The sequence below is a fragment of the Actinomadura graeca genome, from assembly GCF_019175365.1.
Taxonomy (GTDB): Bacteria; Actinomycetota; Actinomycetes; order Streptosporangiales; family Streptosporangiaceae; genus Spirillospora; species Spirillospora graeca.
Genome location: NZ_CP059572.1, coordinates 7,090,005 through 7,114,779, shown reverse-complemented (window position 1 = coordinate 7,114,779; position 24,775 = coordinate 7,090,005). Strand labels below are relative to the sequence as shown.

The window sequence follows — 24,775 nt, the reverse complement described above, 5'->3', positions numbered from 1 at the left end:
GGTGAACGTGGTGAGGCGCGAGAAGGCAGCCCATGGGACGTTGGTAACCCGGGTCATGAGCGGGCCGGTCCTTGAGGCAGGCGGTATAGGCCGCAGAACGCCATGGCCAGGGCCCTCGCGTTGGCCCTCACGTTGGGCCCTGGCGCTGAGCCCTCACCTTGGGCCCTGGCACTGAGCCCTCACGCTGGACCCTGGCGCTGGCCCTGGCGCTGGGCCCTCACGTTGGGCCCTGGCGTTGGGCCCTGACGCTGAGCCCTGACGCTGAGCCCTGACGCTGAGTCCTCACGCTCAGCCCTGGCGTTGCGCCCTCACCCTGGACCCTGGCGCTGCGCCCTCACCCCTGGACCCTGGCGCTGCGCCCTGGCGCTGCGCCCTGGCGCTAGGCCCTGGCGCTGGGCCCTGGCGCTGGGCCCTGGCGCTGGGCCTCGGCGTTGGACCCTCGGCGTTGGACCCTGGCGCTGCGCCCTCACGCTGAGCCCTCACGTTGGGCCCTGGCGTTGGGCCCTGGCGTTGGGCCCTCGCGCTGGGCCCTGGCGTTGCGCACTGGCGCTGCGCCCTCACGCTGAGCCCTGGCGTTGGGCCCTGGCGCTGGGCCCTGGCGCTGGGCCCTGGCGCTGGGCCCTGGCGCTGGGCCCTGGCGCTGGGCCCTGGCGCTGGACCCTGGCGCTGGACCCTGGCGCTGGACCCTGGCGCTGGACCCTGGCGCTGGACCCTGGCGCTGGACCCTGGCGCTGGACCCGCTGGCCTGGCGCTGGACCCTGGCGCTGGACCCTGGCGCTGGACCCTGGCGCTGGACCCTGGCGCTGGACCCTGGCGCTGGACCCTGGCGCTGGACCCTGGCGCTGGACCCTGGCGCTGGACCCTGGCGCTGGACCCTGGCGCTGGACCCTGGCGCTGGACCCTGGCGCTGAGCCCACACGCTCAGCCCTCACGTTGGGCCCTGGCGCTGGCCCTCGCGTTGGGGCCTGGCGTTGGGGCCTCGGGGGTGGGTCGTGGCGTTGTTGGGGCGGATTACGGGAGCGATGCTCAGCTAGCACGGCGATTGGGGCACGGGAATCGGCGAAGTGCTGGCCCGGGTTATGGGCATGTCGGTCTTTGGCGGGGGCGGTGTGGGGCGCTATGGCCGACGGCCTTGGGGCGCTCGTGGAGGTGCGATGGGAGCGGTGTGGCGGGTTGGCGGTTATTTGAACCGGCGGCGGCGCAGCAGGTAGGTGAGGGGGAACGCGCCTGCCAGGCCCAGAGCCAGGGGGGTGCCGGGAAGGGCCATGGCGGTGCCCTTGAAGGCGGATTGCTTGAAGGTGCCGGGGATCGGGAGCGTGTCCAGGCGGTTCAGGGGCCAGACGATCACGAAGGCGCGGCCGATGACGCGGTCGGTGGGGATGGTGCCGCCGCCCGGGTCGCCGCGGTGGGAGCGGGAGTCGTAGGACAGTTCCCGGTGGTCGCCCATGACCCAGAGCTGGCCGGGTTTCACGGTGACGTCGAACGGGTCGTTGGACGGTTTGTTCTGCTCGTGCGTGATCGGGTCGGTGAACAGGTAGGACTTCTCGTCCAGGGGGACGCCGTTGACGGTGACACGGCCTTGGGCGTCGCAACATTTGACGTGGTCGCCGGGGACGCCGATGACCCGCTTGATGTAGTCCTTCTCGTTGGGGGCGACGCCGAAGGCGCTGCCGACCGCGTGCAGGGCCTTGGAGATGGGGTTGCCGGGCTCCTCGACCTGGGTCTCGGGGTCCCACGAGTCGAGGCCGTTGAAGACCACGACGTCTCCGCGCGCGATGTCGCGGGTGTGGTAGACGATCTTGTTGACCAGGACGCGGTCGCCGACCTGGAGGGTGTTCTCCATCGAGCCGGACGGGATGTAGAACGCCTGCACGGCGAAGGCCTTGATGACCAGGGCCAGGACGACGGCGACCACGATGAGGACGGGGAGCTCTTTCCAGAACGAGCCCGGCTTCTTCTTACGTTTCCCCTTGTCAAGGGACTCGTCGTCGGCCGTCTCATCGGAGGAGGTCACGGTCTGCTCGTCTTCGGGCACCGCGCCCTCGGCTTCGGATCGCACGTTTCTCCGATCGTCCTCGTCAGTCATCAGAGCGAAAGCCTAGCGGCGCCGGGGACCGGGAAGCTCCGCCCGAAGGCGTGTCGCCGGGGACCATGCCGGTCACCGCCTACCGAAACGGGCAACGCCCCGGTGACCGCGAACGGTTCCCGGGGCGTTGAGGAAGGCATGGGCTCAGAAGTCGCGCTTCTCCTTGATGCGCGCGGCCTTCCCGCGAAGGTTGCGCAGGTAGTACAGCTTGGCGCGGCGGACGTCGCCGCGGGTGACGACCTCGATCTTGTCGATCGAGGGGCTGTTGAGCGGGAAGGTCCGCTCGACGCCGACGCTGTAGCTGACCTTGCGGACGGTGAACGTCTCGCGGGCGCCGCCGCCCTGCCGCCGGATCACCACGCCCTGGAACACCTGGATACGGCTCCGGTTGCCTTCGGTGACGCGGACGTGCACCTTCAGCGTGTCGCCCGGACGGAAGTCCGGGACGTCGGCGCGCATCGCGGCCTTCTCGATCTCCTGGATCAGGGTGTGCATCGCAGCGGTTCCTCATGGTCGAACGCGGGCGTCGAGAGGCCCCGATGGGTCCTTCGTGGGGGCGTCGCGCCGCGGGAAGCGGTATGTGGGTGCCGTGCGATCAGAACGCACGGACGCTCTAGTTTGCCATACCTTCGCCGTCAACCGGAAAACCGGCCGCGCGGAGGACGTCACGGTCGTGGCCGTCGAGGGAGCCGGGGTCCAGGCGTCCGAGAAGTTCGGGGCGGTTCAGGGCGGTACGCCGCAGGGCCTCGTCGCGGCGCCAGCGGGCGATGGCGCCGTGGTGGCCCGACAGCAGGACGTCCGGAACGGGCCGTTCGCGCCAGATCGGGGGCTTGGTGTAGACGGGGCCCTCCAGGAGCGACTCCATGGCGCCGGGGGCGAACGAGTCGTCGGCGACGGAGTCGGCGTTGCCGAGGACGCCGGGGAGGAGGCGGCCGACCGCCTCGACCATGACGAGCACCGCGACCTCGCCCCCGGCGAGGACGAAGTCGCCGAGGCTGACCTCGTCGACGGGCATGCGGGTCCTGGCCTCCTCGGCGACGCGGGAGTCGATGCCCTCGTAGCGGCCGCAGGCGAACAGCAGCCTCGGCTCGGCGGCGTACTCGACCGCGAGGGCCTGGGTGAACGGGCGTCCGCTGGGTGTCGGGATCACCAGGCGGTTGGCCGAGCCTGGTGGCGCGAGGGCATCAAGCGCCTCACCCCAGGGTTCGGGTTTCATCACCATGCCGGGGCCCCCGCCATACGGGGTGTCGTCGACGGTGCGGTGCCGGTCGTGGGTCCAGTCGCGCAGATCGTGGACGTGGACGTCCAGCAGCCCGTTGCGCCTGGCCTTGCCCAGCAGGGAGACGTCCAGGGGCGCGAAGTACTCGGGGAAGATCGTGAGGATGTCGATGATCATGATTCGTCGAGCAGGCCGGGGGGTGGGGCGATCACGAGCCGGCCGCCGGGGATGTCGACCTCGGGGACGAGCGCGGCCACGAAGGGGACGAGCCTCTCGCCCGCGGCGCCCCGCACGACCAGGAGGTCCTGCCCATGGTGGAGGATTTCGGCCACCCGGCCGACGTCGGTGCCGTCGGCGGTGACGACGGCGAGGCCGATCAGCTCCTGGTCGTGGAAATCGTCCGGGTCGGCGGACGGCGGGATGTCGTCCTCGTCGACGACGAGCCAGGTGCCGCGCAGTCCCTCGGCGGCGTCGCGGTCGCCGACCCCGGCGAAGCGCAGGAGGAGCCGTCCCGAATGCCACCGGGCGCGTTCGATCACGACCGGCCCGGCGTCGGCGGGGTCGGTGGCGATCTCGCTGCCGGGGGCGAAGCGGGCGTCCGGTTCGTCGGTGCGGACGTCGATGGTGACCTCGCCGCGGATCCCGTGCGGGCGGCCGATCCGTCCGACGACGAGTTTCTCGCCCATCAGGACCGTTCCCTCACGGGACGCGGCCCCCCACCGGGGCGGATGGCCGGGACGGAACTGAACCCGCTCAAGCCCGACGGGTCGGAGGAAGGGGCGATCACGACGGAGCGGGCCCCTCCCAAGATCGCCTGTGGCGCGGTCTGGCGGATGCGGACACGGGTGGCCGACGCGTCGGCGGCTGCGGCTGGTGCCGCTGTTGCGGTTGCGCGAACCTGGCCGACCGGGCGGGGGTGGTGGGAGGGCCTTGTTGGGGAGGGGGGTTTGGGAGGCGGGGTGGGGGCGGCGGGTGGGGGTGCCGCCTGGGAGCAGCCATCCCGGGAGGTGTCTCCCGGGATGGCGCGGTCCAGGATGCCGCATCGGGGCGTGGGCGTCCGGTGCGGTCCGCCGGGGGCGGGGGCCGGGTCGGAGACCCGGGCACGTCCCCGGGCGCCGAGCGGCCCCCGGCATGCGCGATGCCGGGGGGTCACTCAGCGGACCTCGTTGACGTCGAGCAGGTCCACGCGCACGTACCGGCCCCCGGAGAGGGCGCTGATCACGGTGCGCAGGGCCTTGGCGGTGCGACCGCTTCGGCCGATGACCTTGCCGAGGTCCTCGGGGTGCACGCGCACCTCCAGGACCCGGCCACCCCTGATCCGGCGGGCGCGGACCCGGACGTCGTCCGGGTTCTCGACGATCCCGCGGACCAGGTGCTCGAGCGCTTCTTCGAGCACGTCAGCCCTCGCTCTTGACTTCGGTTGTCTCGGCGGCCTTGGCCTCGGACTTCTTCGGCTCGGCCTTCTTCCTGCCCCGGGTGGCGGTGCCGGTGGCCTCGTCGTCGCCCAGCGACTCCTTGACGGCGGCCTCGAACACCGACTTCTTGTCGGCCCTGGGCTCGGCGACCTTGAGGGTGCCCTCGGCGCCCGGCTCGCCCTTGAACTTCTGCCAGTCGCCGGTGATCTTCAGGAGGTTGAGGACGGGCTCGGTCGGCTGCGCGCCGACGCCGAGCCAGTACTGCGCGCGCTCGGAGTCGATCTGGATGAGCGACGGCTCCTGCTTGGGCTGGTAGAGCCCGATCTCCTCGATGGCCCGTCCGTCGCGCTTGGTGCGCGCGTCGGCCACGACGACCCGGTACTGCGGGTTCCGGATCTTCCCCAGACGCTTGAGCTTGATCTTGACTGCCACGGGTGTGGTGTACTCCAGACTTCATTACAGGGTGAGCGGGCCCGCTCCAGGTGGGGAACACCGGCTCACGGCCGCCCGATGGACTCCGGCCGCCGAGGACGAGAGAGGGCGCCTGGCGCTTCCGGGGTTTCCAGCCAGTCATTCTGCCAGACGAACCACGGAAAAGCGCAATCGTGCGATGACACGCGGCGACTTCTCTGCGTATCCGTCCGGTCGACGCAGCGTCCGGGCGGCTACTTCTTCTTACGGCTCTGGAGCTTGTTCAGGTCGGGCATCTGGAAACCGGGGGGCAGCTGGCCGCCGAGACCGGGCGGCAGGCCGCCTTGGCCGCCGCCGAGGCCGGGCGGGAGGCCCTGGGGCGCGCCGTCGGCCGTGGGCTGCCCCTCGGGGCGCCGGCCGCCCGCGGCGCGCTTGCGCGGGTCGCCGCTGCGCTGCTTGCCCTTCTTGTTCTTGGCCTTCGCCGCCTTGGCGGCCTTGCGGCGGCCGCCGGGCATGCCGGGAAGGCCCATGCCGCCGGCCATCTGGCGCATCATCTTCTGCGCGTCGAAGAACCGGGTGACGAGGCTGCTGACCTCGCCGACGCCGACACCCGAGCCGCGCGCGATGCGGGCCCGCCGGGAGCCGTTGATGATCTTCGGCTGGGCGCGCTCCTGCGGGGTCATCGAGCGGATGATCGCGGCGACGCGGTCGAGGTCCTTGTCGTCGATCTGGCTGATCTGGTCACGGACCTGCCCCATCCCGGGCATCATCCCGAGCAGGTTGCCGATCGGCCCGAGCTTGCGGATCATCATCATCTGCTCAAGGAAGTCCTCGAGGGTGAAGTCCTCGCCCGAGGCGAACTTGCTGGTCATCTTCTCGGCCTGCTCGGCGTCGAACGCCTGCTCGGCCTGCTCGATCAGGGTGAGGATGTCGCCCATGTCGAGGATGCGGCCCGCCATGCGGTCCGGGTGGAAGACGCTGAAGTCCTCCAGCTTCTCCCCGGTCGAGGCGAACATGATCGGACGGCCGGTGATGTGCCGGACCGAGAGCGCGGCGCCGCCGCGGGCGTCGCCGTCGAGCTTGGTGAGGACCACGCCGTCGAAGCCGACGCCGTCCATGAACGCCTGGGCGGTGTTGACGGCGTCCTGGCCGACCATCGCGTCGACGACGAACAGGACGTCGTCGGGGCGGACGGCGTCGCGGATGTCGATGGCCTGCCGCATCATCTCGGCGTCGATGCCGAGCCGTCCCGCGGTGTCGATGACGACGACGTCGTGCTGGGCGTGCTTGGCCTGGTCGATGGAGCGGCGGGCGACGTCCACCGGGTCGCCGACGCCGCTGCCCGGTTCGGGCGCGAACACCGGGACCCCGGCGCGCTCGCCGACGACCTGGAGCTGCTGGACGGCGTTCGGGCGCTGGAGGTCGGCGGCCACCAGCATCGGCGCGTGGCCCTCGGACTTCAGCCAGCGCGCGAGCTTGCCCGCCAGCGTCGTCTTGCCGGCGCCCTGGAGGCCCGCGAGCATGATCACGGTCGGGGGGGTCTTGGCGAACCGGATCCGGCGCGTCTCGCCGCCGAGGATGTTGATCAGCTCGTCGTTGACGATCTTTACGACCTGCTGGGCGGGGTTCAGCGCCTGCGAGACCTCCTCGCCCCGCGCGCGCTCCTTGACCTGGGCGATGAAGTCCTTGACCACGGGAAGCGCGACGTCGGCCTCGAGCAGCGCGATGCGGATCTCGCGGGCCGTCGCGTTGATGTCGGCCTCGGAGAGCCGGCCCTTGCTGCGCAGCGACGAGAAGACCGTCGTCAACCGGTCGGAGAGCGTCTCGAACACGTGTCTGGACCGTCCTTGGAAAGCTTCTGGGATCGCTATCAGCGTATCGGGTCACCGGCCGGGTCCCGCCCGGTCGCGTGACCCGTTTGAACCCCATCGCGTCCGGTCCCGTACATCGGGATGTGGCGCGTCCTGTGTTGATCCCGTCCGGCGGGGTGTTCGGGGTCAGCGCAGGACCGCTATGACCTGGGTGCGGACGGAGGACAGCGCGGCGGGATCGGTGAGGGACCGGCCCGCCTCGTCCACGACGTAGAAGACGTCGACGGCCTCGGCCCCCAGGGTGTCGACCCGGGCGGCGCGGACCTGGAGGCCGCACGCCCCGAGGGCCCGGCCGATCCGCCAGAGGAGGCCGGGACGGTCGTGGGCGCGGACCTCGACGACCGTGGCCGTGCTGGAGGCGTCGTCCACGAGCCGGACGCTCGGCGGCGGGACGGTCACGCCCGGGCGGGGGCGCACCGAGCGCGCGCGCCGTTCGAGCCGCGCGGCCACGTCCAGGCGGTCGGCGAGCATGCGGCGCAGGTCGGCCTCCAGGGTGGCCGGATCCGGTGGCGTCCCGTATTCGGGGACGGCCGTGAAGTCGAGGACGGTGGTCCCGGCGCCCGAGGACACGACGCGCGCCGTCCGCACCGCGAGGCGGTGCAGGGCGAGGATCCCGGCGGCACGCCAGAGGAGGCCGGGGCGCTCGGGCGCGGCGATGGTGATGCGCGTCCCGGCGACGCGCACGGCGGCGCCGTCGTGCCTGGCCAGCGCGAGCTTCTCGGGTCCCGGTTCGGGGACGGGCGGCGGGGTGCCGCCTGAGAGCGCGGCGGCGGCGCGGCGGGCGAGGTCGGAGACCAGCCCTGCCTTCCAGGTGCCCCAGGCGGCGGGGCCGGTGGCGTTGCCGTCGGCCGTCGCGAGGGCGCGGAGGATGTCGAGGGTCTCGCGCTCACGGCCGGGCACCTCGGACAGGGCGGCCACGACGGTCTTGACGGTGACGGGGTCGTCGAGGTCGCGGCGTGTGGCGGTCTCGGGGAGCAGCAAGTGGTGGCGGACGACCGCCGCCAGGACGGCGACGTCGCCCGCGGGGAAGCCCAGCCGCGCCGCGAGGTCGCGAGCGATGGCGGCGCCGGTGACCGAGTGGTCGCCGCCGCGTCCCTTGCCGATGTCGTGCAGCAGCGCGCCCACCAGCAGCAGGTCGGGACGGGCGACCTCGCGGGCGAGGGCGGCGGCGCCCGCCGCGGTCTCGACCAGGTGGCGGTCCACGGTGAAGCGGTGGACCGGGTCGCGCTGCGGCCGGTTCCGGACATGCTCCCAGTCGGGCAGCAGCCGGACGATCAGCCCGGCCTGGTCGAGCGCCTCCCAGACGCCGATGGCCGCGTGCCCGGCGCCCAGCAGCGACACCAGCGCGTCGCGGGCAGGGGCGGGCCAGGGCACCGGGGGCAGCGCGGCGCGTTCTGCGAGCCGCGCGACGGTGGCGGGGGCGAGGGGCAGCCCCGCCTGCGCGGCGGCCGCGGCGACGCGCAGGATCAGCGCGGGGTCGCCGAGGTCGGCCCCGCGGGCGAGGACGACCTCTCCGTCGTGCTCGACGGCCCCGTCGCCGAGGGGCCGCCGTTCGATCTCCCGCGCCCGTCCGCCGGGACGGGCCGTCCGCGGCCCGCCCCGCGGCCGGTCGGAGCCGTGCCGCCACGCTCCGTGGCGTCCCACGCCGTGCGCGGGGCCCCGGGCGATCCCGGACACGGCGGGCCGCGGGCGGCGGGCGAGGCGGTCGGCGTGGCGCCAGAGGTGGTCGGCGGCGTAGGCGATGGCGCGGGCGGATTCGGCGGTCGCGCGCAGCAGGGCGTCGGCGCCGGGCAGGCCGAGGGCGCGGGCGACGGTCTCCTGCTCCTGCAGGACGAGGCGGTCGGCGGAGCGGCCGGTGGCGTCGTGGAGGGCGTGCCGGACGTCCAGCAGCAGGTCGTGGGCGGACTGGACCGGCTCGCCCGGAGCGGAGGCCACCCACGACGCGGCGACCGCCCGCATCGCGTGGACGTCACGCAGGCCGCCGCGGGCCTCCTTGAGGTCGGGTTCGAGCAGGAACGCCAGCTCGCCGCCGGACTCCCAGCGCTCACGGCACAGGGCGGACAGCTCGGGCAGCCGGACCGGGGCGTCGGCGCGCCAGTCGGCCAGGACGGCGGCGCGCAGGTCGTCGACGACGGCGCGGTCGCCCGCGATGTGCCGGACGGTGAGCAGGCCGAGGGCGGCCTTGAGGTCCTGCCGGGCGATGGAGCGCGCCTCGGGGACCGTCCGGACGGAGTGGTCCAGGCGGACGCCGGAGTCCCAGACCGGGTACCAGACGCGGTCCGCGATCTCCGCGACGTCGGGGCGGCCCCGGTGCAGCAGGACGAGGTCGAGGTCGCCTCCGGGGGTCAGCTCGCGGCGGGCGTGGCTGCCCACGGCGGCGAGCGCGACGTCCGCGGGGGCGTCGTGCAGCAGGCCCGTCAGCCATTCGTCGAGGGACGCGGCGCGGGCGGCCCGCGCGGCCTTGAGGGTCGCGCGGGCCGGCCCGGGATCGCGGTCCACTACAGGGCTTCCGGGCCGGTCTCGCCGGTGCGGACGCGGACGGCGGTGTCGACGGGGACCGCCCAGACCTTCCCGTCGCCGATCTTGCCGGTGCGGGCCGCCTTGACGAGCACGTCGATGATGTCGTCGGCGTCCTCGGCGTCGACCAGGACCTCGATCCGCAGCTTGGGCACCAGGTCGACCTTGTACTCGGCGCCCCGGTAGACCTCGGTGTGCCCCTTCTGCCGGCCGTAGCCGCTGGCCTCGCTGACGGTCATGCCCCGGACGCCGAAGGACTCCAGGGCCGCCCTGACCTCGTCCAGCTTGAACGGCTTGATGACCGCGGTGATGAGTTTCACGCGTCCGCCTCCACCTTCGTCCCGGCCGGCTCCGCCACCGGCTCGGCGATGATCCTGGCGCGGGTCGCGCCGCCGCCCGCCGCGGCGAGATCGTAGGCGGTCTCGGCGTGGACGGTGACGTCGGCGCCGGTCGCCTCGTCCTCCTCGGGGAGGCGGAATCCGAGGGTCCTGTCGATGATCTTCCCGATGATCCAGGCCATCGCGAAGGAGTACAGGCCGATCGCGGCCGGTCCGAGGGCCTGCAGGCCGAGCTGCTGGACGCCGCCGCCGTACAGCAGGCCCTTGTGCTGCTCCGGCAGGAACGGGTACGCGGCGAGGAGGCCGAGCGACAGCGCGCCGATGGCGCCGCCGACGAGGTGGACGCCGACCACGTCCAGGGAGTCGTCGAAGCCGAGCCGGTACTTCAGGCCGACGGCGTAGGCGCAGGCGGCGCCCGCGACCGCGCCGAGGACGATCGACGCCCACGGGTCGACGAACCCGGCGGCGGGCGTGATGGCGACGAGGCCGGCCACGGCGCCGGACGCGACGCCGAGGGTGGTGGCGTGGCCGTCGCGGAACCGCTCCACGATGAGCCAGGCGCCCGCGGCGACGGCGGCGGCGATCTGGGTGTTCATGAACGCCAGGCCGGTGGTGCCGTCCACGGCGAGCTCGGAGCCGGCGTTGAACCCGAACCATCCGAACCACAGCAGGCCCACGCCGAGCAGGACGAACGGCAGGTTGTGCGGGCGCATCGGCTCCCTGGGCCAGCCGCGCCGCTTGCCGAGGACGAGCGCCAGCGCCAGCCCCGCCGCGCCCGCGTTGACGTGGACGACGGTGCCGCCCGCGAAGTCCTCGATGCCGAGCTTGTTGAGCCAGCCGGTCCCCCACACCCAGTGCGCGACCGGGAAGTACACGAGGGTCGCCCAGGCGGCGGTGAAGGCCATCCAGGCCCCGAACCTGGCGCGGTCCGCTATGGCGCCGCTGATGAGCGCGACGGTGATGATGGCGAAGGTCAGCTGGAACGCCGAGAACACCATCGTGGGGACGTTGTCGCTCTGGTCGGGCAGCAGCCCTTCGGAGACCTGGGTGGCGACGCCGTCCAGGCCGAGCGCGCCGGCGCCGCCCAGGAACTTGTTGACGAACGTGTTCCCGTTGTCGGTGAACGCGAGCGAGTGCCCGTAGAGGACCCAGAGGAGCGTGACGGTGATGATGCTCCCGAACGACATCATCATCATGTTGAGGACGCTCTTCGCCCGCGTCATGCCCCCGTAGAAAAAGGCCAGCCCGGGCGTCATGAGCAGCACCAGCGCCGTGGCCGTGAGCAGCCAGGCGGTCGCGCCTGTATCGATCTTCATCGCGGGGAGTGCCCTCCTCGGCCGGAGAATGTGACTGCCCAGCAGACTCCTGCGCCGCCGTTTCGCCCGATCGGCTCCGGTGTTTCGGGAGTGTGAAACCCCGTCCGGCCATGTTTCGCCGATGTTTCGGGAACCTCACCGCCTTACCCGGATGACCGGATCACCTGGCTGGACGGCCCGCCCCGCGGGTGAATTCGCCCGGTCCGCCCGGAGAAGCGGGTAAAAGCAGGCACCCCGCGACCGTCAGGGTCGCGGGGCGCCGGGCACGCGCGGATCGGCCGCCGGGATCAGTCCCCCAGGATGGCGTCCACGAACGCCTCGGGTTCGAAGGGCGCGAGGTCGTCGGGCCCCTCGCCGAGGCCGACCAGCTTTACCGGGACGCCCAGCTCGCGCTGCACCTGGACGACGATGCCGCCCTTGGCGGTGCCGTCCAGCTTGGTCAGCACCACGCCGGTGACGTTGACGACCTCGGCGAACACGCGGGCCTGCTGCATGCCGTTCTGCCCGGTGGTCGCGTCCAGGACGAGCAGGACCTCGTCGACCTCGGCCTGCTTCTCCACGACGCGCTTGACCTTGCCGAGCTCGTCCATCAGCCCGGTCTTGGTGTGCAGCCGCCCGGCGGTGTCGACGATCACCGCGTCGACCTTGGTGTCGATGCCCTGGCGTACGGCGTCGAACGCGACGCTGGCGGGGTCGGTGCCCTCGTCCTTGCGGACGACCTGCGCGCCGACCCGCGAGCCCCAGGTCTCCAGCTGGTCGGCGGCGGCGGCGCGGAAGGTGTCGGCGGCGCCGAGCAGCACGGTGCGGCCGTCGCCGACGAGGACGCGGGCGAGCTTCCCGCAGGTGGTGGTCTTGCCGGTGCCGTTGACGCCGACGACCATCAGGACGGCCGGGCGGTTGCCGTGCGGCTCGGTCTTCAGCGAGCGGTCCAGGTCGGCGCCGATCTGCTTGACGAGCTCGTCCTTGAGCATCGCACGCACCTCGGCGGCGTCGCGGGTGCCGAGCACCTGCACCCGGGTGCGCAGGTCGTCGGTGACCTGGCGGGCGACGGCGGTGCCCATGTCGGCGGTGATGAGGGTGTCCTCGATCTCCTCCCAGGCGTCGTCGTCGAGCGTCTCGCGCGACAGGAGGCCGAGGAGGGTCTTGCCGAAGGTGTTCTGGGAGCGGGCGAGCCGGGCCCGCAGCCGGACGAGCCGCCCGGCGCCCGGCGGCGGCTGCTCGATCTCGATCGTGGGCGGGGGCGCCGGCGCCTGCGTGGGGGGCGGCCGCTCAAGGGTGGGCGCGGCGCCCCCCGCCTCGTCGACGGCGGTGGCGCCGCCGCGCCGCTCCTCCGGTTCGACGGGCGGGCGGGGCCCGCGGCGGCCCGGCCGCAGCAACGCGACCCCGCCGACGATCAGGGCGACGGCGACCAGCCCTGCGATGACGATCAGATATTCCATAGCGCCCCCAGTTTTCCAGACCGGCGCCCGTGCGCCGACCACGCTGCGCCCATCCCCCGGTCACGCGCGTCCCCCGGCGCGCGCGAACAGGCCCGCCCGCCGCGAGGGCGCACGGGCCGGGCTCCGGGGCGCGTCAGCTCCGGGACTGCGGCCCCGGCAACCCGCGGGGCAGGGATGCCCGTTCGGAACTCTCCCACTCGTCGACGTTCCGCAGAAGGGCCTCAAGGTAGGAACGCAGGTGGGTCCGGTAGACGTCGCTGTAGGTCCGCAGGTAGGCGATCTCCTGCTCCATCCGGCGGCGCTCCTCGTCCGACTGGCCTACCAGTCCGGGCACCAGGCTCCCGGACGCGGCGGACGGAGCGGCCCCGGCGGTCCCGGACGCGGTGGCCCCGCCCGTCCCGGACCCGGCGCCCGCGACCACCTTGTCCGAGGTCTTGCCCGCGTTGTTGGAGCCGGGCGCGGCGCCCCCCGCGGGTACGGCGGGCTGGGCGGGCGGCACGGCCGCGGAGGGCGACGCCCCGGAGCGGACCACGGCCTCGGCCACCTCCGCGGCCTTGCGATGGGCGTCCTCCAGGAGGTGCTCCGCGCGGCCCTTGGCGTCGAACAGGATCGCCTCGCGGTGCAGCCTGGCCTCGTGCGCCAGCTCGCGGGTGTAACGCTCGGCGTCGGCGACGTACAGGTCGGCGGTCTGCTGGGCCTGCGACAGGATCCGGACGGCCTGGAAGTGGGCGTCCTCGGGTGCCAGGACCGCCGGACCGCCCTTGGCGACCTGCGCGCGGAGCCGGTCCACCTCACCGGTGAGCGCTGCCTTGTCCTTGAGGATCTGGACGAGTTCCCGCTCCACGCGCCGCAGGAAGGTCCGGACCTGCCCCTCGTCATAGCCGCGCCGGCCCCTGGCGGCCCGCGCGAACACCACCGACTGGATCTCGCCTGGCGTCAGCCTGGCTCCATCGGACACGACGGGAAGGTTCGGGGAGTTCATCGGGCTCACCTCTGGGCGTCTGCGAAGGTTTCCAGCCGGATGCGCGCACGCTCCACGCCGAGCGACTCCAGCCGCTCGACGGTCCGGCCGACCATCTCGGCCGGGCCGCAGACGTAGGCGTCGTGCGCGCTCCAGGGCCCGTGACGGGCCACGACGTCGGGGAGGTTCCCGTACTCCACGTCGCCGTCCCCCGACTGGAGCAGCGTGGAGAACCCATGCCCGGCCGACTCGTCCGACACGGCGGGCACGACCGTGAGCCAAGCGTGCTCGTGGGCGAGCTTGGTCAGGTCTTCAAGGTCGTACAGGCCATCCCGGTTCCGGGCGCCGAAGTACAGGTGCACGCGCGGCGGAATGGGGCGGCGCGCGACCTGTTCGAGGATGGCCTTGAGCGGGGCCAGGCCGGTGCTGCCCGCGACGAGCAGCATGTCCCGGCCGGACGACTCGTCCAGCGTGAGCACGCCGATGGGCGCGCCCATGCGCAGGTGGTCGCCGGTCTTCATGGTGCGCACCAGGACGGAGCTGACGGGCCCGCCGTCCACCAGCCGGACGTGGAAGTCCACGGTGTGGTCGGGACGGGGGGCGTTCGCCATCGAGTAGTAGCGCCACTGCCGCAGCCGCGCCGGGACCTCCACGGCGACGGACTGGCCCGCGAGGTAGGGCAGCGGCCGGTCCGGCTGGACGCGCAGGACGGCGATGTCGAAGCGCCGCCGCTCGACGCCGATGACCTGGCCGTTCCACCAGGCCGGGCGGGAGAGGGCGTCCTCGTCGGCGGCCTCCAGCATGACCTTGGCGACCAGGGTGTAGGCGGCGTTCCAGTCCTCGGCGATCTCGTCGGTCCAGGTGGACCCGGAGAAGTGGCGCAGGGTCGCGATCAGGCTGGCGCCGACGCTCGGATAGTGCTCGGCGATGATCCCGAACCTGCGGTGGTCGCGGCCGAGCTGCTGCAGGAAGGGAACGAGGGTGGGCAGGTCGTCGGCCTGGGAGACGATCCGCCCGAGCGCGCGGAGGAGCTTGTCGCGCTGGCCGGTCATCCCGACGGGGAACATGTCGCGCAGGTGCGGGTTGCGCACGAACAGGTCGGAGTAGAAGAACAGTGCGACCGCGTCGCCCTGTTCGGCGACGTGTGCGAAGTTGTCCTTCAGTCGTTGTGCGTCCACGGTCAGATGGCGGGCTCGGTGGCGGCTTCGGACATGACCTGGGCGACTTGGGAGTAGGCGGTCTGCCAGTCGCGTTCCAGGTCCTCGTCCCAGTCCTGGCCGGTGAAGTAGGCGAGGGTGGTCATCAGGCTGGCACCCACCATCGGGTAGTGCTCCCGGACGACGCCGAACAGGCTGTGCCGACGGCCGAGGTCACGCAGGAACGGAACGAGGCCGGGGGCGTCGTCGACCATCGACACGATATGCGACAACGCGCCGAGAAGTTTCTCGTGCTGCTTTGTCATCGCGGCCGGGAACATCGGCCTGAGCTGCGGTTCCCGCCCGAACAGATCAGCATAGAAGTATTCGGCCACTTCAATTCCGTTCGCATCGACCATGGCGAAGTTCTCCTTGAGTCGTTGCGCGTCCATACCACACCTCTCCAGTGGCTCTCCGCGCCGGGCGGGGTGTCCGGGGAGGGAGCCGGAGAACCACGGTGCACATGCGTAGTGGATTCGCTGATCACACACAAGCCCTGCCAGGGTCGCCGAGCCATTACAGCCGGTGCATCCGAATCCGGGCGGCCTGCACCGTTACCACTGCGGTGGAATCGATATTTCACGCTGTTTTGCAACGGTCCTGTGGAAACCAGGGCGGCCGGACGGTCCACCCCCCGGCCCGGACGGCGGCCGTGGCTGGTGACAGGCGCAGTCGCGTGCCACGGAGCGCGGTCGCGGGGTGGCACCGACGCACTCCGCTCACCATGCCCGCATGTTCCGCGCGCCCACGCGGGGGTACGGCCGTCCCCGCCGTACGGCACCGTCGCGGATCTGCGGACTTCCGCGCGGGAACTCCCGGACGGCACGCTTTCCCGATCCCCGGTGCATCGGAACGCCACGGATCCGCAATTCCTAGGACCAGGGTCCTAGGACCCTTCATATGGTAAAGGAGGCCCACCAGTGGAATGCCGTTCGGCGAACGCGGCCGCGGCGTCATTTCCGGCCGCTGGCCTTCCACGGCGGGGGGCGTTAATCTTCGCAGCGCCACCTGATCACGAACAAAGCGGTGGTCAGACCCGGGAAACGAGCGCGGAGACACCCGCCCGAGGAAGGCTCGCCATGGCTCATGCATCTCTGGTCCGCTCCGGTTGCGCGTCGCTCGCGATCTCGCTGCTGGCGGCGGCGTGCGGCGGCGGTGGCGACGACGCCGAGGGCCGGAAGGTGTACACGCCACCGGCCTCCGCGACGCCCGGAGGCACGGCGTCTCCGCAGGCCACGGCCACGGCGCCCGACCCGGGCGCCGTGGACGGGATCGGGGGCGCGCGGGCGGCCCTGCAGGCGTTCCTGCGAGGGCAGGCCGCGGGCGACGCGGCGGTCTGCCGCTATGTCGCCGTGAACGAGGCGTTCGTCAACGGCCCCGCCCTCAAGGGCGACTGCACGCGCGGCGTGGAGAACACCCCGCACGTCCTGCGGCCCCAGGAACGGCAGGCCATGCGCACCGTGGTCGTGACGGGCGGGCGGCTCAGGGACGGCGACGCGGTCATCCCGTTCACCGCCCTGCACTGGACGTCCGGCAACATGACCGTGAACACGCTCCAGGACACGTTCATCCTGCGCCGCACCAAGCTCGCCTGGCAGATCGTGGGCTGAGGTCACCGCCCGGCGAGGGAGTACATGCGGATCCAGTCGACTTCGAGCGTGGCGTCCGCGGTACGGCTGACGCCCTTCACCGTCGTGGGCGTCAGGCCGGGGAACCAGTCGAGCTGGATGGCCTGGCCCATCGCCCCCGGTGGCAGCGCCGCCCGCTTCCCGGTGCGGAACCACCGGCGTCCGTCGACGTAGCCGGTCATGGACGAGCCCGTCCACTCGACGGCGAACGCGTGCCACGTCCGCAGGTCGATGTCCAGGTGCGCGTCTAGGCGCAGCGACCCCTGCTCCGGCCCGTAGTGGAGGAAGAAGTTCGTCCCGTCGCGCAGACCTCTGTCGCCGTAGGTCTCCATGTAGTCGATCTCACCGCCGCCACCCCGGGGGCCGGTGCCGCCACCGCCCTCGACCGGCCAGAGCAGCAGGTTGGCGTTGTAGCACGCGCAGGCGCGGTTGACCCGGACCCGTGCCTCCCAGCGGCCCCGCTTCCGAGCGCCCCGCATCCACGCGACCCCGCCGGTGACGCCCTTCCCGTCCCCGGTGATCTTCAGGACGCCGTTCGCCACGCCCACCGCCTCCGCCGAGCGCCGGCCGAGGCCGCCGTTGCCCGCGCCCTCGTAGATCTCCCAGTCGCGCGGATCGAGGACGCGGAAGTCCTCGGAGGCGACCGGACGCCCCCACCCGTAACGCTGTGCGGCGGTCTTCGGAACGGTCCTGTTCCGCCCGCCTGCCCGGTCCTTCCCGCGCGTCCTGTCCTTCTCCGCGTCCTGCATGTCCTTATGGGGTCCCGGTCCGGGCTTGCCGACCACGATGGCGGGCGCCGGGCGATCCAGGACGCCGGCGGGGGCGGTGGAATGCGCGGGCCCCGCGGGCACGTCCTGCACGGCCGCCGCGGCGCACAGGCCCACGGCCAGGACCCCGGCCGTGAACACCACCATTCTTTTTCTGGCCGTAAAACGCACACGGACCTCCAGGCACGGATTGGCGCGGCGGTCCGGAAAAGTGGTGACCGGCCTTCTCTCACCGCTTGCCCGGAACGTTACGGAGCCGACCGGGAACGCCCGTAGGGCCCTAGGGCCCTACCCGTCTCCGCAGGGGACCCCAATCGCGAAGGCCCAGCTCAGCCCTGGGGAGGCATCCCGATCCAGGTGACGATGGCCGTCGCCCGATTCGGCGCCCCCAGTTTCGCGTAAATGCGGTTGATGTAGTTCTTGACGGTCTTCTCGGTGAGAAATAGCTTGGCCGCGATGTCCTGATTCGCATGACCGCGCACGATGAGGTCCATGACCTGGACCTCGCGGGCCGAAAGGCCGAACCGCGCGCGCCGCTCCGCCGGATCGGCGGCCGGCGCGGTGGCACGGTCCGTCCGCGCGGCGTCGATGAGCGCGGCGCTGGCCGCGTGCGAGAGGGGGTGGGCGCGGTGCCGTACCGTGTCCCGGATCGCCTCGGCGAGCTCGTCCACCGTGAAGGTGTTGTGCACGAGGTAGCCGACGGCGCCGTTGCGGACGGCCGACAGCACCACGTCGGGCTCCTCCACCTGCGTCAGCATGATCACCCGGCTGATCCTGCTGAGCGCCGCGGCGGCGCTGACCCCGTCGGTGCGCGGCATCCGCACGTCCAGCAGGACGACGTCGGGCATCAGCCGCCAGGCCAGCTCCTGGGCCCGGTGCCCGTCGGCGGCCTCGCCCACGACCTCGATGTCGTCGGTCGCCTCCAGCGCGGAGGTCAGCCCCGCGCGGATGAAGGCGTTGTCGTCCACGACCATGACCCGGTAGCGGCCGGCGTCGTCCATCACTGCCTCCCGAGCGCCGCCGGGGCGGGTTCGTCCGCGGTGCCCTCCGCGGGCATCCGCACCATGATCGTGGTGCCGCCGCCCGGAGTCGAGACCACGGCCAGCCTGCCGCCCGCCCGCCGGGCCCGCTCGTGCATGCCGACGAGGCCGTAGCGGCCCTCACGGGCGAGGGCGTCCAGCCAGCCGTCGCCGCCGGGCCGTCCCGGAAGCCCCCGCCCGTCGTCGCGCACCCGCGCCTCCAGGCCGCCGTCCGCGGACGTCACGGCGATCTCGACCCGGGACGCGTGCGCGTGCCGCCGGACGTTCTCCAGCGCCTCCCGCACGATCGTCACCAGCTCGTGCCGCGCCCGCAGCGGCAGGTCGGCGCCCTCCTCGGCGTCCACCCTTGCGGGGATCCCGGCGACGCTCTCCCACTCGGCCGCCAGCTCCGCGAGCGCCTCGCCCAGCGGGAGCCGGACGGTGTCGTCGCGCAGCTCGGCGATGAGGGACCGGGCCTCGCGGGTGGCGACCTGCGCCGCGGTGGCGATGCGCCGCGCCTCGGTCTCGGCGCGCTCCGGCGACCTGCGCACCCAGGCGGGCAGGCCGGTCGCCGACAGCGCGATCCCGGCGAGCGTCGCGGTCAGCGAGTCGTGCATCTCCCGGGCCAGCCGGGTCCGCTCCTCGGCCGCCATGGCGTGGGCCTCCATCCGCCAGCGGGCCTCCTCGGCCGCGGCGTGCTCGTCGAACAGCCGCCGCAGGACCGCGCCCACCAGCGCGCCGATCGCGTAGAAGGCGGGCAGCGCGACGAGCAGCGGCATCGCGGCGCCGGTCTTGCCCGGGCCGCTCTGGTACAGCGCCGTGTAGTACAGGACGGTCTGCTGGAGGCACAGCAGCGTCGTCGCCTGCCACCGGTACAGCAGCCCGGCCAGGCCCGCCGCGACGACCGTCAGCAGGAAGTACGGGCCGAAGATCCCGCCGACCCTCAGCACCGCGTAGCCGATGAGCACGTCGAAGGCCAGCAGCGCGGGCTGCTCGAACAGCCGCAGGACGACCCGCTCCCAGCCCGCCAGCACCACGCCCGACACCAGCGCCGCCACCGCGAGCACGCCGAGCGCCCACGGGTCGGCGCGGACCCTGTCGTCCGCGAGGACGGTGGCGCCGACGATGAGCACGCGCAGCTGCATCAGCAGGACGAACGTGGTGCCGATCCTGGTCTCGACGGAACGCCGCAGGGTCCGCGGGGACGGATCGCCGGAGCGCGGCATCGCAGGGCCCTCCATCGGACGAGCGCCGGATTCGTGGCGCGATGAACCAAGTCAAGAGACCGCACAGCGAACCTTAGTCACTTCGCCCGAGGAGATCGCTACGATGCCCACGAAATCACGTGCCCCCGGTCGCGAGAGGACTCCCGTGTCGGTTGCCAGGGCGGTGCCGCAGCCGGACGACGCCGGCACCCCGGCCGAGTTCCTCATGCTCCTGCGCCATCTCCAGGAGTGGTCGGGCCTGCTGCCGCCCGAGATCGACGAGCGGATCGCGGCGGCCGGCGTGCCCGTCCCCGGGGGGACGGCCGGGCTGCTCGGCGGGACCGTCCTGCCGGACCGGGAGCTGCTGGTGGCCTTCGTGTCCGCTTGCGGCCTCGTCCCCGACGAACGTGAGAAATGGATGCGGGCGCACGCGCGTCTCGGATCAGGCGTTCCGGCCGCCGTCGCACACCCGGCGGCAGACCGTGCGGGGCACCCGGCGGCAGACCGTGCGGGGCACCCGGCGGCAGACCGTGCGGGGCTCCCCGCACCGCCGTCCAGGCCACCGTCCCGGCACCGGCACCGCAAGCCGTCCGGCCGGGGCCCGGGGTCGAAGCGCCCGGTGTCGCTGATGGTGGCGGCGCCCGCCTTCATCACGATCGCGGTCGTGGCCTCGACGCTGCTGGGCGCGTTCGGCGGCGGGTCCCGGCACGACAGGTCGGGGACGCCGTCGGCGGCGTCCACGCCCATCCCGCCGCCCCGGCCCGGCTGGTACACCGTCATGCCGCTCACCGGCGGCGCGCCGGACGGCGAATGCCTGTCGATCCTCCCCGACGACGCGCTGAGACCACGGGTCGCGCGGGACAAGTGCGCGCCCGGCGACCGGTACCAGCGCGTCGAGGTCGCCGACGGCCCCGGGGCCGCTCCGCTGTACCGGCTCCGCGCGTGGACCCCGCAGGGTCACCTGCGCTGCGCGACGCTGGACACCGAGGCCGAGCGGTCGGCGCTCCACATGAAGCCGTGCGGGGACGATCCGCTCCAGCTGTTCCGCCTCGCCCCCGCCGGGAAGGCGCTGAAGGCGGGCCAGCCGTTCCGGGTGGTGCCGGAGGCGACGCGCGCGGACGGCATGTGCGTGGGCATCGACCTCGGCAGCACCGGCGGCGCGCACGCCGTCCAGGCGCCGTGCGGCCGGACGGGCATCGACGGCTACCTGTTCACGCCCGCGTCGGACCCGGGCGGCGGCGCGTGACGCTCAGGCGTGCTCGTGCTCGCGGAGCCGCTGGCTGACGACCTGGGTGACGCCGTCGCCGCGCATGCTGACGCCGTAGAGCGCGTCGGCGCCCTCCATGGTGCGCTTCTGGTGGGTGATGACGATGAGCTGCGACGACTCGCGCAGCTCCTCGAACACCGTGATGAGCCGCTGGGTGTTGGTGTCGTCCAGCGCCGCCTCGACCTCGTCCAGCACGTAGAACGGCGACGGGCGCGCCTTGAACACCGCCACGAGGAACGCGATGGCGACCAGGGACCGCTCCCCGCCCGACAGCAGTGACAGCCGCTTGACCTTCTTGCCCGGCGGGCGGGCGGCGACCTCCACCCCGGTGGCGAGCATGTCCTCGGGCTCGGTGAGCGACAGGCTGCCCTCCCCGCCGGGGAACAGCCGCGCGAAGATCCGCTCGAACTCGCGGGCGGTGTCCTCGTAGGCGGAGGCGAACACCTGCTGGACGCGGTCGTCGACCTCCTTGACGAGGCCGAGCAGCTCACGCTGGGTCTTCTTCAGGTCCTCCAGCTGGGAGGTGAGGAAGGCGTGCCGCTCCTCCAGCGCCGCGAACTCCTCCAGGGCGAGCGGGTTGACCTTGCCGAGCTGGTTGAGCTGGCGTTCGGCGGCCTTGGCACGCTTCTCCTGGACGGCCCGCTCGTAGGGGACGGGCAGCGCGTCCTCGCCCTTGTCGGGGTCGGGCGGGACGGGCTGGGCGGGCCCGTACTCGGCCACCAGCGACTCGACCTCCAGCCCGAACTCCTCCAGCGCGCGCTGTTCGAGCTGCTCCATCCGCAGCCGCTGCTCGGCGCGCGCGACCTCGCTGCCGTGCACCACGTTCACGAGGCGCTCCAGCGTGCCCGACAGTTCGCGGACCTGCGCCCGGACGACCTTCAGCTCGGCCTCGCGGGCGGCGCGGGCCTGCTCGGCGGCCTCCCGCCGCCGTACCGCCTCCGCCAGCGACAGCTCGATGCGCTCCAGTGCCGTCCGGGCGCCCGTGAGGACGGCCTCGGCGACCCTTGCCTGCTGCTCGCGGCGGGCGCGGCGGCGGGCGGCGCGGGCGCGCTCCTCCCGCTCGCGGCGGGCGCCGCGTTCGAGGGCGTCGGCGCGCCCGGCGATGGCCTGGACGCGCTCCTCGGCGGTGCGGACCGCCAGCCGCGCCTCCATCTCGGCGGAGCGCAGCTCCTGGCAGCGGGCGTTCAGCTCGTCGCGCGCCTCGGTGTCGTGCCCGGCGTCGTCGGCGACCTCGGCGGCCTCCTCCGACTCGGCGAGCCGCATGGCGAGCTCGTCGGCGGCCACCGTGTCCCGTTCCAGGGTCTCGTTCGCCGCGTCCAGCGTCTTCGTCAGCCGTTCGGCCTCGCCCCGGGCGGCGCGGACGTCGGCCTCCAGGCCGGCGGCGCGCCTGGCCTCGCGCGCGGCCTGCGCGTCGGACTCCCGCACGCGCGCGCGGACACCGTCGAGGTGGGCCTGGGCCTGGTCCACCGCCGCCTGCGCCTGCCCGGCGGCCGCCTGCGCGGCGTCCAGAGCGGCCTGCGCCGCCTGCTCGGACCCGATCGACGCGGCCAGCTCGCCCGCGGCCGTCTCGGCGGCCGTCTCGGCGGCGGCAAGGTCCTCGGTGGCCTGGTCGAGGGTGGCGCGCATCTCCAGCAGGCCCTGCCCGCCGCCCGACCCGCCGCCCTGCGCCCAGTGCGCGCCGACCAGCTCACCGCCGCGGGTCACGGCGCGCAGCGACGGCTCCCGCCGGACGAGCGCGGCGGCGGCGTGGACGTCGTCGACCACGGCGACGTCGCGCAGCAGATGCTCCAGCGCGGGCCGGACGGCGCCGGGGACGGTGACGGCGTCGATCGCGTAGTCGGCGCCCGCGACGCGTCCGGGCCCGCCGGGCGCCACGGCGGGGCCTCCGACGACCAGCCCCGCGCGCCCGGCGTCGCGGGAGCGCAGCAGCGCCAGCGCCGCCTCGGCGGTGTCCAGCGAGCCCACCGCGATGGCCTCGGCGGCGTTGCCGAGGGCGGCGGCGACGGCCGTCTCGTAGCCGGGACGGACGGTCAGCAGCGACGCGACCGTGCCCAGCACGCCGTCGAGCGAGCCGTCCGCGCCCGCCGCCAGCAGCGCCTCGCCGCCGTCGGCGGCGCTCGCCAGCGTCAGGTTCAGCGCCTCGATCCGGGCCTGGAGCGCGGTGACGCCCTTCTGCGCGCCCTGGTCGGCCGAGCGTGCGGAGGCGACCGCGGCGCGCGCCTCCTTCAGCGCCCCGCGCGGGGCCTCCTCCGCGGCCCGCGCCTGCTCGGCCGCGTCCTTGGCGGAGGCGAGGGCCTCCTGGGCGTGCTCGTGCTCGGCGGCGAGCGCCGGGTCCTCGACCACCTCGGCCTCGAACGCCTCGAACTCGCCCTGCGCGACCGCGGCGCGCTGCTCCGCCTCGTCCCGCGCGGCGGTGAGCCGCCCGATCTCCGACCGGCCCGCCTGCGCCTTGCTGCGCAGCGCCTCGACCCGGCCGCGCAGCCGGGCCAGCTCCTCGCGGCGGTCGGCGGCGGCGCGGGCGGCGGCCTGGAGGCGGCGCTCCTCGGCGGCGAGCGCGTCCTCGGCGCCCGAGCGCCCCTCCACGGCGGTGGCGAGCCCGCCCTGCGCCTCCTCCAGCGCGGCGCGGAGCATCTCCTCCTGCTCGCGGATCTCGACGGCCTCGCGCTCCATGTCCTCGGGGTCGCGGCCGCGCCGGTCCTCCTCGCGCGCCTCGGCGGCGTTGCGGTGCCGCTCGGCGGCGAGATCGGCGACGCCCCGCAGGCGCTCCTTCAGCGCCGACAGCTGGAACCAGGTGTCCTGCACCTGGGCCAGCCTCGGCGCCTGCTCCGCCTCCTCGGCCTCCAGGACCGCCTCGCGCCCCTGCGCCTCGCCCAGCGCCCGCTCGGTCTCGGCGCGGCGCTCGCGGACCGCGGCCTCGTCGGCGGCCTCCTGCTCCAGCCTCGTCCGCAGCGTGACCAGGTCGTCGGCGAGCAGGCGGAGCCGGGCGTCGCGCAGGTCGGCCTGGATGACGGCGGCGCGGCGCGCGATCTCGGCCTGTTTGCCGAGCGGCTTGAGCTGGCGGCGCAGCTCGCCGGTGAGGTCCTGGACGCGGGTCAGGTTGCCCTGCATCGCGTCCAGCTTGCGGAGCGCCTTCTCCTTGCGCTTGCGGTGCTTGAGGACGCCCGCGGCCTCCTCGATCACCGCGCGGCGCCCCTCCGGTCCCGAGTGCAGGACGCGGTCGAGCTGCCCCTGGCCGATGATGACGTGCATCTCACGGCCGATGCCCGAGTCCGACAGCAGCTCCTGGATGTCCAGCAGGCGGCAGGAGTCGCCGTTGATGGCGTACTCGCTCGACCCGGACCGGAACATCAGCCGGCTGATCGTGACCTCGGAGTAGTCGATCGGCAGCGCGCCGTCGGAGTTGTCGATCGTCAGCACGACCTCGGCGCGGCCGAGCGGCGCCCGGCTGGCGGTGCCGGCGAAGATGACGTCCTCCATCTTGCCGCCGCGCAGCGACTTGGCGCCCTGCTCGCCCATGACCCAGGCCAGCGCGTCGACGACGTTGGACTTGCCCGACCCGTTGGGCCCGACGACGGCGGTGATGCCGGGCTCGAACTTCAGGGTGGTGGAGGACGCGAAGGACTTGAAGCCGCGCAAGGTCAGGTTCTTCAGGTACACGTTCCTCCTCGCGTCGCCCTCGGCGTCGGGCGCGGAGCGCCCTTCTTCGACGGGCGACGCGCGCGGTCGCCGGTCGCTCCGACTCGCCGGGGGGCTCGCTGTGCGATCGGGTCGTCGCTGACTCGGACCCGGTCCCGCACGCGATCGCGGCGCTTCCAGTTGACGGCTCGGGTGATGTCTGATGCCGCAGTGTTCCGTTATACCCCGGCCGCCGGGAAGATGGGCGCAGGACGCGCGGACGAGAGACGGGATTCGGGGCACTACGCCTGTGTGACGTCGACATGCCCCAAAAGCCGACAATTACCTCATAGGCCCCCAGAATCGGATAGGACGAAATCCGATGAAGGTTTGACCGGAGGCTGACCCTGCGTGACGGGTCCCCGCGGCGCGGCGCCGGAGGCGCGCACGCCGCCGTTCTCCACGATCACGCAGTGTGCCCGGGGACGGGCCGCGCGGTGCGGGA

At 73.3% G+C, this 24,775-nt stretch carries 20 protein-coding genes; 2 read left to right on the top strand and 18 right to left on the bottom strand.

Annotated features, from left to right (window positions below):
• Positions 1-1,180: 1,180 nt before the first annotated feature.
• From lepB to AGRA3207_RS31560, 14 genes are all read right to left on the bottom strand, one after another.
• Positions 1,181-2,059, bottom strand: a complete 879-nt coding sequence (gene lepB, locus AGRA3207_RS31625) for a signal peptidase I (protein ID WP_231330782.1) — start codon at positions 2,057-2,059, stop codon at positions 1,181-1,183.
• Between the two features lie 171 nt (positions 2,060-2,230).
• Positions 2,231-2,581, bottom strand: a complete 351-nt coding sequence (gene rplS / locus AGRA3207_RS31620; protein ID WP_067461562.1) for a 50S ribosomal protein L19 — start codon at positions 2,579-2,581, stop codon at positions 2,231-2,233.
• Positions 2,582-2,699: 118 nt separating this feature from the next.
• Positions 2,700-3,482: a tRNA (guanosine(37)-N1)-methyltransferase TrmD gene (gene trmD, locus AGRA3207_RS31615; protein ID WP_231330781.1), complete on the bottom strand. Its 783-nt coding sequence runs from the start codon at positions 3,480-3,482 to the stop codon at positions 2,700-2,702.
• Positions 3,479-3,991 carry a ribosome maturation factor RimM gene (gene rimM, locus AGRA3207_RS31610; protein ID WP_231330780.1) on the bottom strand — a complete coding sequence of 171 codons (513 nt, stop codon included), beginning with the start codon at positions 3,989-3,991 and terminating at the stop codon, positions 3,479-3,481. The genes trmD and rimM overlap by 4 nt, the downstream gene beginning before the upstream one ends.
• Before the next feature lie 467 nt (positions 3,992-4,458).
• On the bottom strand, positions 4,459-4,701 hold the full coding sequence (locus AGRA3207_RS31605; RefSeq protein WP_021598307.1) for an RNA-binding protein: 243 nt from the start codon (positions 4,699-4,701) through the stop codon (positions 4,459-4,461).
• 1 nt (position 4,702) lies between these two features.
• Positions 4,703-5,152: a 30S ribosomal protein S16 gene (gene rpsP, locus AGRA3207_RS31600; protein WP_231330779.1), complete on the bottom strand. Its 450-nt coding sequence runs from the start codon at positions 5,150-5,152 to the stop codon at positions 4,703-4,705.
• A 233-nt stretch (positions 5,153-5,385) separates the two neighbouring features.
• Positions 5,386-6,963 carry a signal recognition particle protein gene (gene ffh / locus AGRA3207_RS31595; protein WP_231330778.1) on the bottom strand — a complete coding sequence of 526 codons (1,578 nt, stop codon included), beginning with the start codon at positions 6,961-6,963 and terminating at the stop codon, positions 5,386-5,388.
• Between the two features lie 165 nt (positions 6,964-7,128).
• Positions 7,129-9,501: a [protein-PII] uridylyltransferase gene (locus AGRA3207_RS31590; protein WP_231330777.1), complete on the bottom strand. Its 2,373-nt coding sequence runs from the start codon at positions 9,499-9,501 to the stop codon at positions 7,129-7,131.
• Positions 9,501-9,839 (bottom strand): P-II family nitrogen regulator, encoded by a 339-nt coding sequence (locus tag AGRA3207_RS31585; RefSeq protein WP_231330776.1) that lies wholly within the window; start codon positions 9,837-9,839, stop codon positions 9,501-9,503. The genes AGRA3207_RS31590 and AGRA3207_RS31585 overlap by 1 nt, the downstream gene beginning before the upstream one ends.
• On the bottom strand, positions 9,836-11,173 hold the full coding sequence (locus tag AGRA3207_RS31580) for an ammonium transporter (protein WP_231330775.1): 1,338 nt from the start codon (positions 11,171-11,173) through the stop codon (positions 9,836-9,838). Before AGRA3207_RS31580 ends, AGRA3207_RS31585 begins: the two co-directional genes overlap by 4 nt.
• Positions 11,174-11,460: 287 nt before the next feature.
• Positions 11,461-12,612 carry a signal recognition particle-docking protein FtsY gene (gene ftsY, locus AGRA3207_RS31575; RefSeq protein WP_231330774.1) on the bottom strand — a complete coding sequence of 384 codons (1,152 nt, stop codon included), beginning with the start codon at positions 12,610-12,612 and terminating at the stop codon, positions 11,461-11,463.
• Between the two features lie 133 nt (positions 12,613-12,745).
• A complete protein-coding gene (locus AGRA3207_RS31570; protein WP_231330773.1) occupies positions 12,746-13,594 on the bottom strand; it encodes a DivIVA domain-containing protein in 849 nt (282 codons plus the stop codon).
• Positions 13,595-13,599: 5 nt separating this feature from the next.
• Entirely contained in the window at positions 13,600-14,751 is a 1,152-nt protein-coding gene (locus AGRA3207_RS31565) for a globin domain-containing protein (protein ID WP_231330772.1), read from the bottom strand.
• 2 nt (positions 14,752-14,753) lie between these two features.
• Complete coding sequence (locus tag AGRA3207_RS31560; protein ID WP_231330771.1) at positions 14,754-15,161, bottom strand: globin domain-containing protein; 408 nt, start codon at positions 15,159-15,161, stop codon at positions 14,754-14,756.
• A 687-nt stretch (positions 15,162-15,848) separates the two neighbouring features.
• Here AGRA3207_RS31560 and AGRA3207_RS31555 point away from each other — a divergent pair.
• Positions 15,849-16,379, top strand: coding sequence for a hypothetical protein (locus AGRA3207_RS31555; protein WP_231330770.1), 531 nt, complete (start codon positions 15,849-15,851; stop codon positions 16,377-16,379).
• Positions 16,380-16,381: 2 nt separating this feature from the next.
• On the opposite strand, the gene AGRA3207_RS31550 is transcribed toward AGRA3207_RS31555, so the two are convergent.
• The 3 genes from AGRA3207_RS31550 to AGRA3207_RS31540 all read right to left on the bottom strand — a co-directional run bounded on the left by AGRA3207_RS31550 (position 16,382) and on the right by AGRA3207_RS31540 (position 19,409).
• On the bottom strand, positions 16,382-17,305 hold the full coding sequence (locus AGRA3207_RS31550; RefSeq protein ID WP_231330769.1) for a glycoside hydrolase family 16 protein: 924 nt from the start codon (positions 17,303-17,305) through the stop codon (positions 16,382-16,384).
• A gap of 188 nt (positions 17,306-17,493) precedes the next feature.
• A complete protein-coding gene (locus AGRA3207_RS31545) occupies positions 17,494-18,165 on the bottom strand; it encodes a response regulator transcription factor (protein ID WP_231330768.1) in 672 nt (223 codons plus the stop codon).
• The gene (locus tag AGRA3207_RS31540; protein ID WP_231330767.1) at positions 18,165-19,409 is read right to left on the bottom strand and encodes a sensor histidine kinase; all 1,245 of its coding nucleotides are present in this window, start codon (positions 19,407-19,409) and stop codon (positions 18,165-18,167) included. Before AGRA3207_RS31540 ends, AGRA3207_RS31545 begins: the two co-directional genes overlap by 1 nt.
• A 145-nt stretch (positions 19,410-19,554) precedes the next feature.
• Between AGRA3207_RS31540 and AGRA3207_RS31535 the strand changes: the two genes are divergently transcribed.
• Entirely contained in the window at positions 19,555-20,634 is a 1,080-nt protein-coding gene (locus AGRA3207_RS31535; protein ID WP_231330766.1) for a hypothetical protein, read from the top strand.
• Positions 20,635-20,637: 3 nt separating this feature from the next.
• On the opposite strand, the gene smc is transcribed toward AGRA3207_RS31535, so the two are convergent.
• Positions 20,638-24,312 carry a chromosome segregation protein SMC gene (gene smc / locus AGRA3207_RS31530; protein ID WP_231330765.1) on the bottom strand — a complete coding sequence of 1,225 codons (3,675 nt, stop codon included), beginning with the start codon at positions 24,310-24,312 and terminating at the stop codon, positions 20,638-20,640.
• Positions 24,313-24,775: the final 463 nt, after the last annotated feature.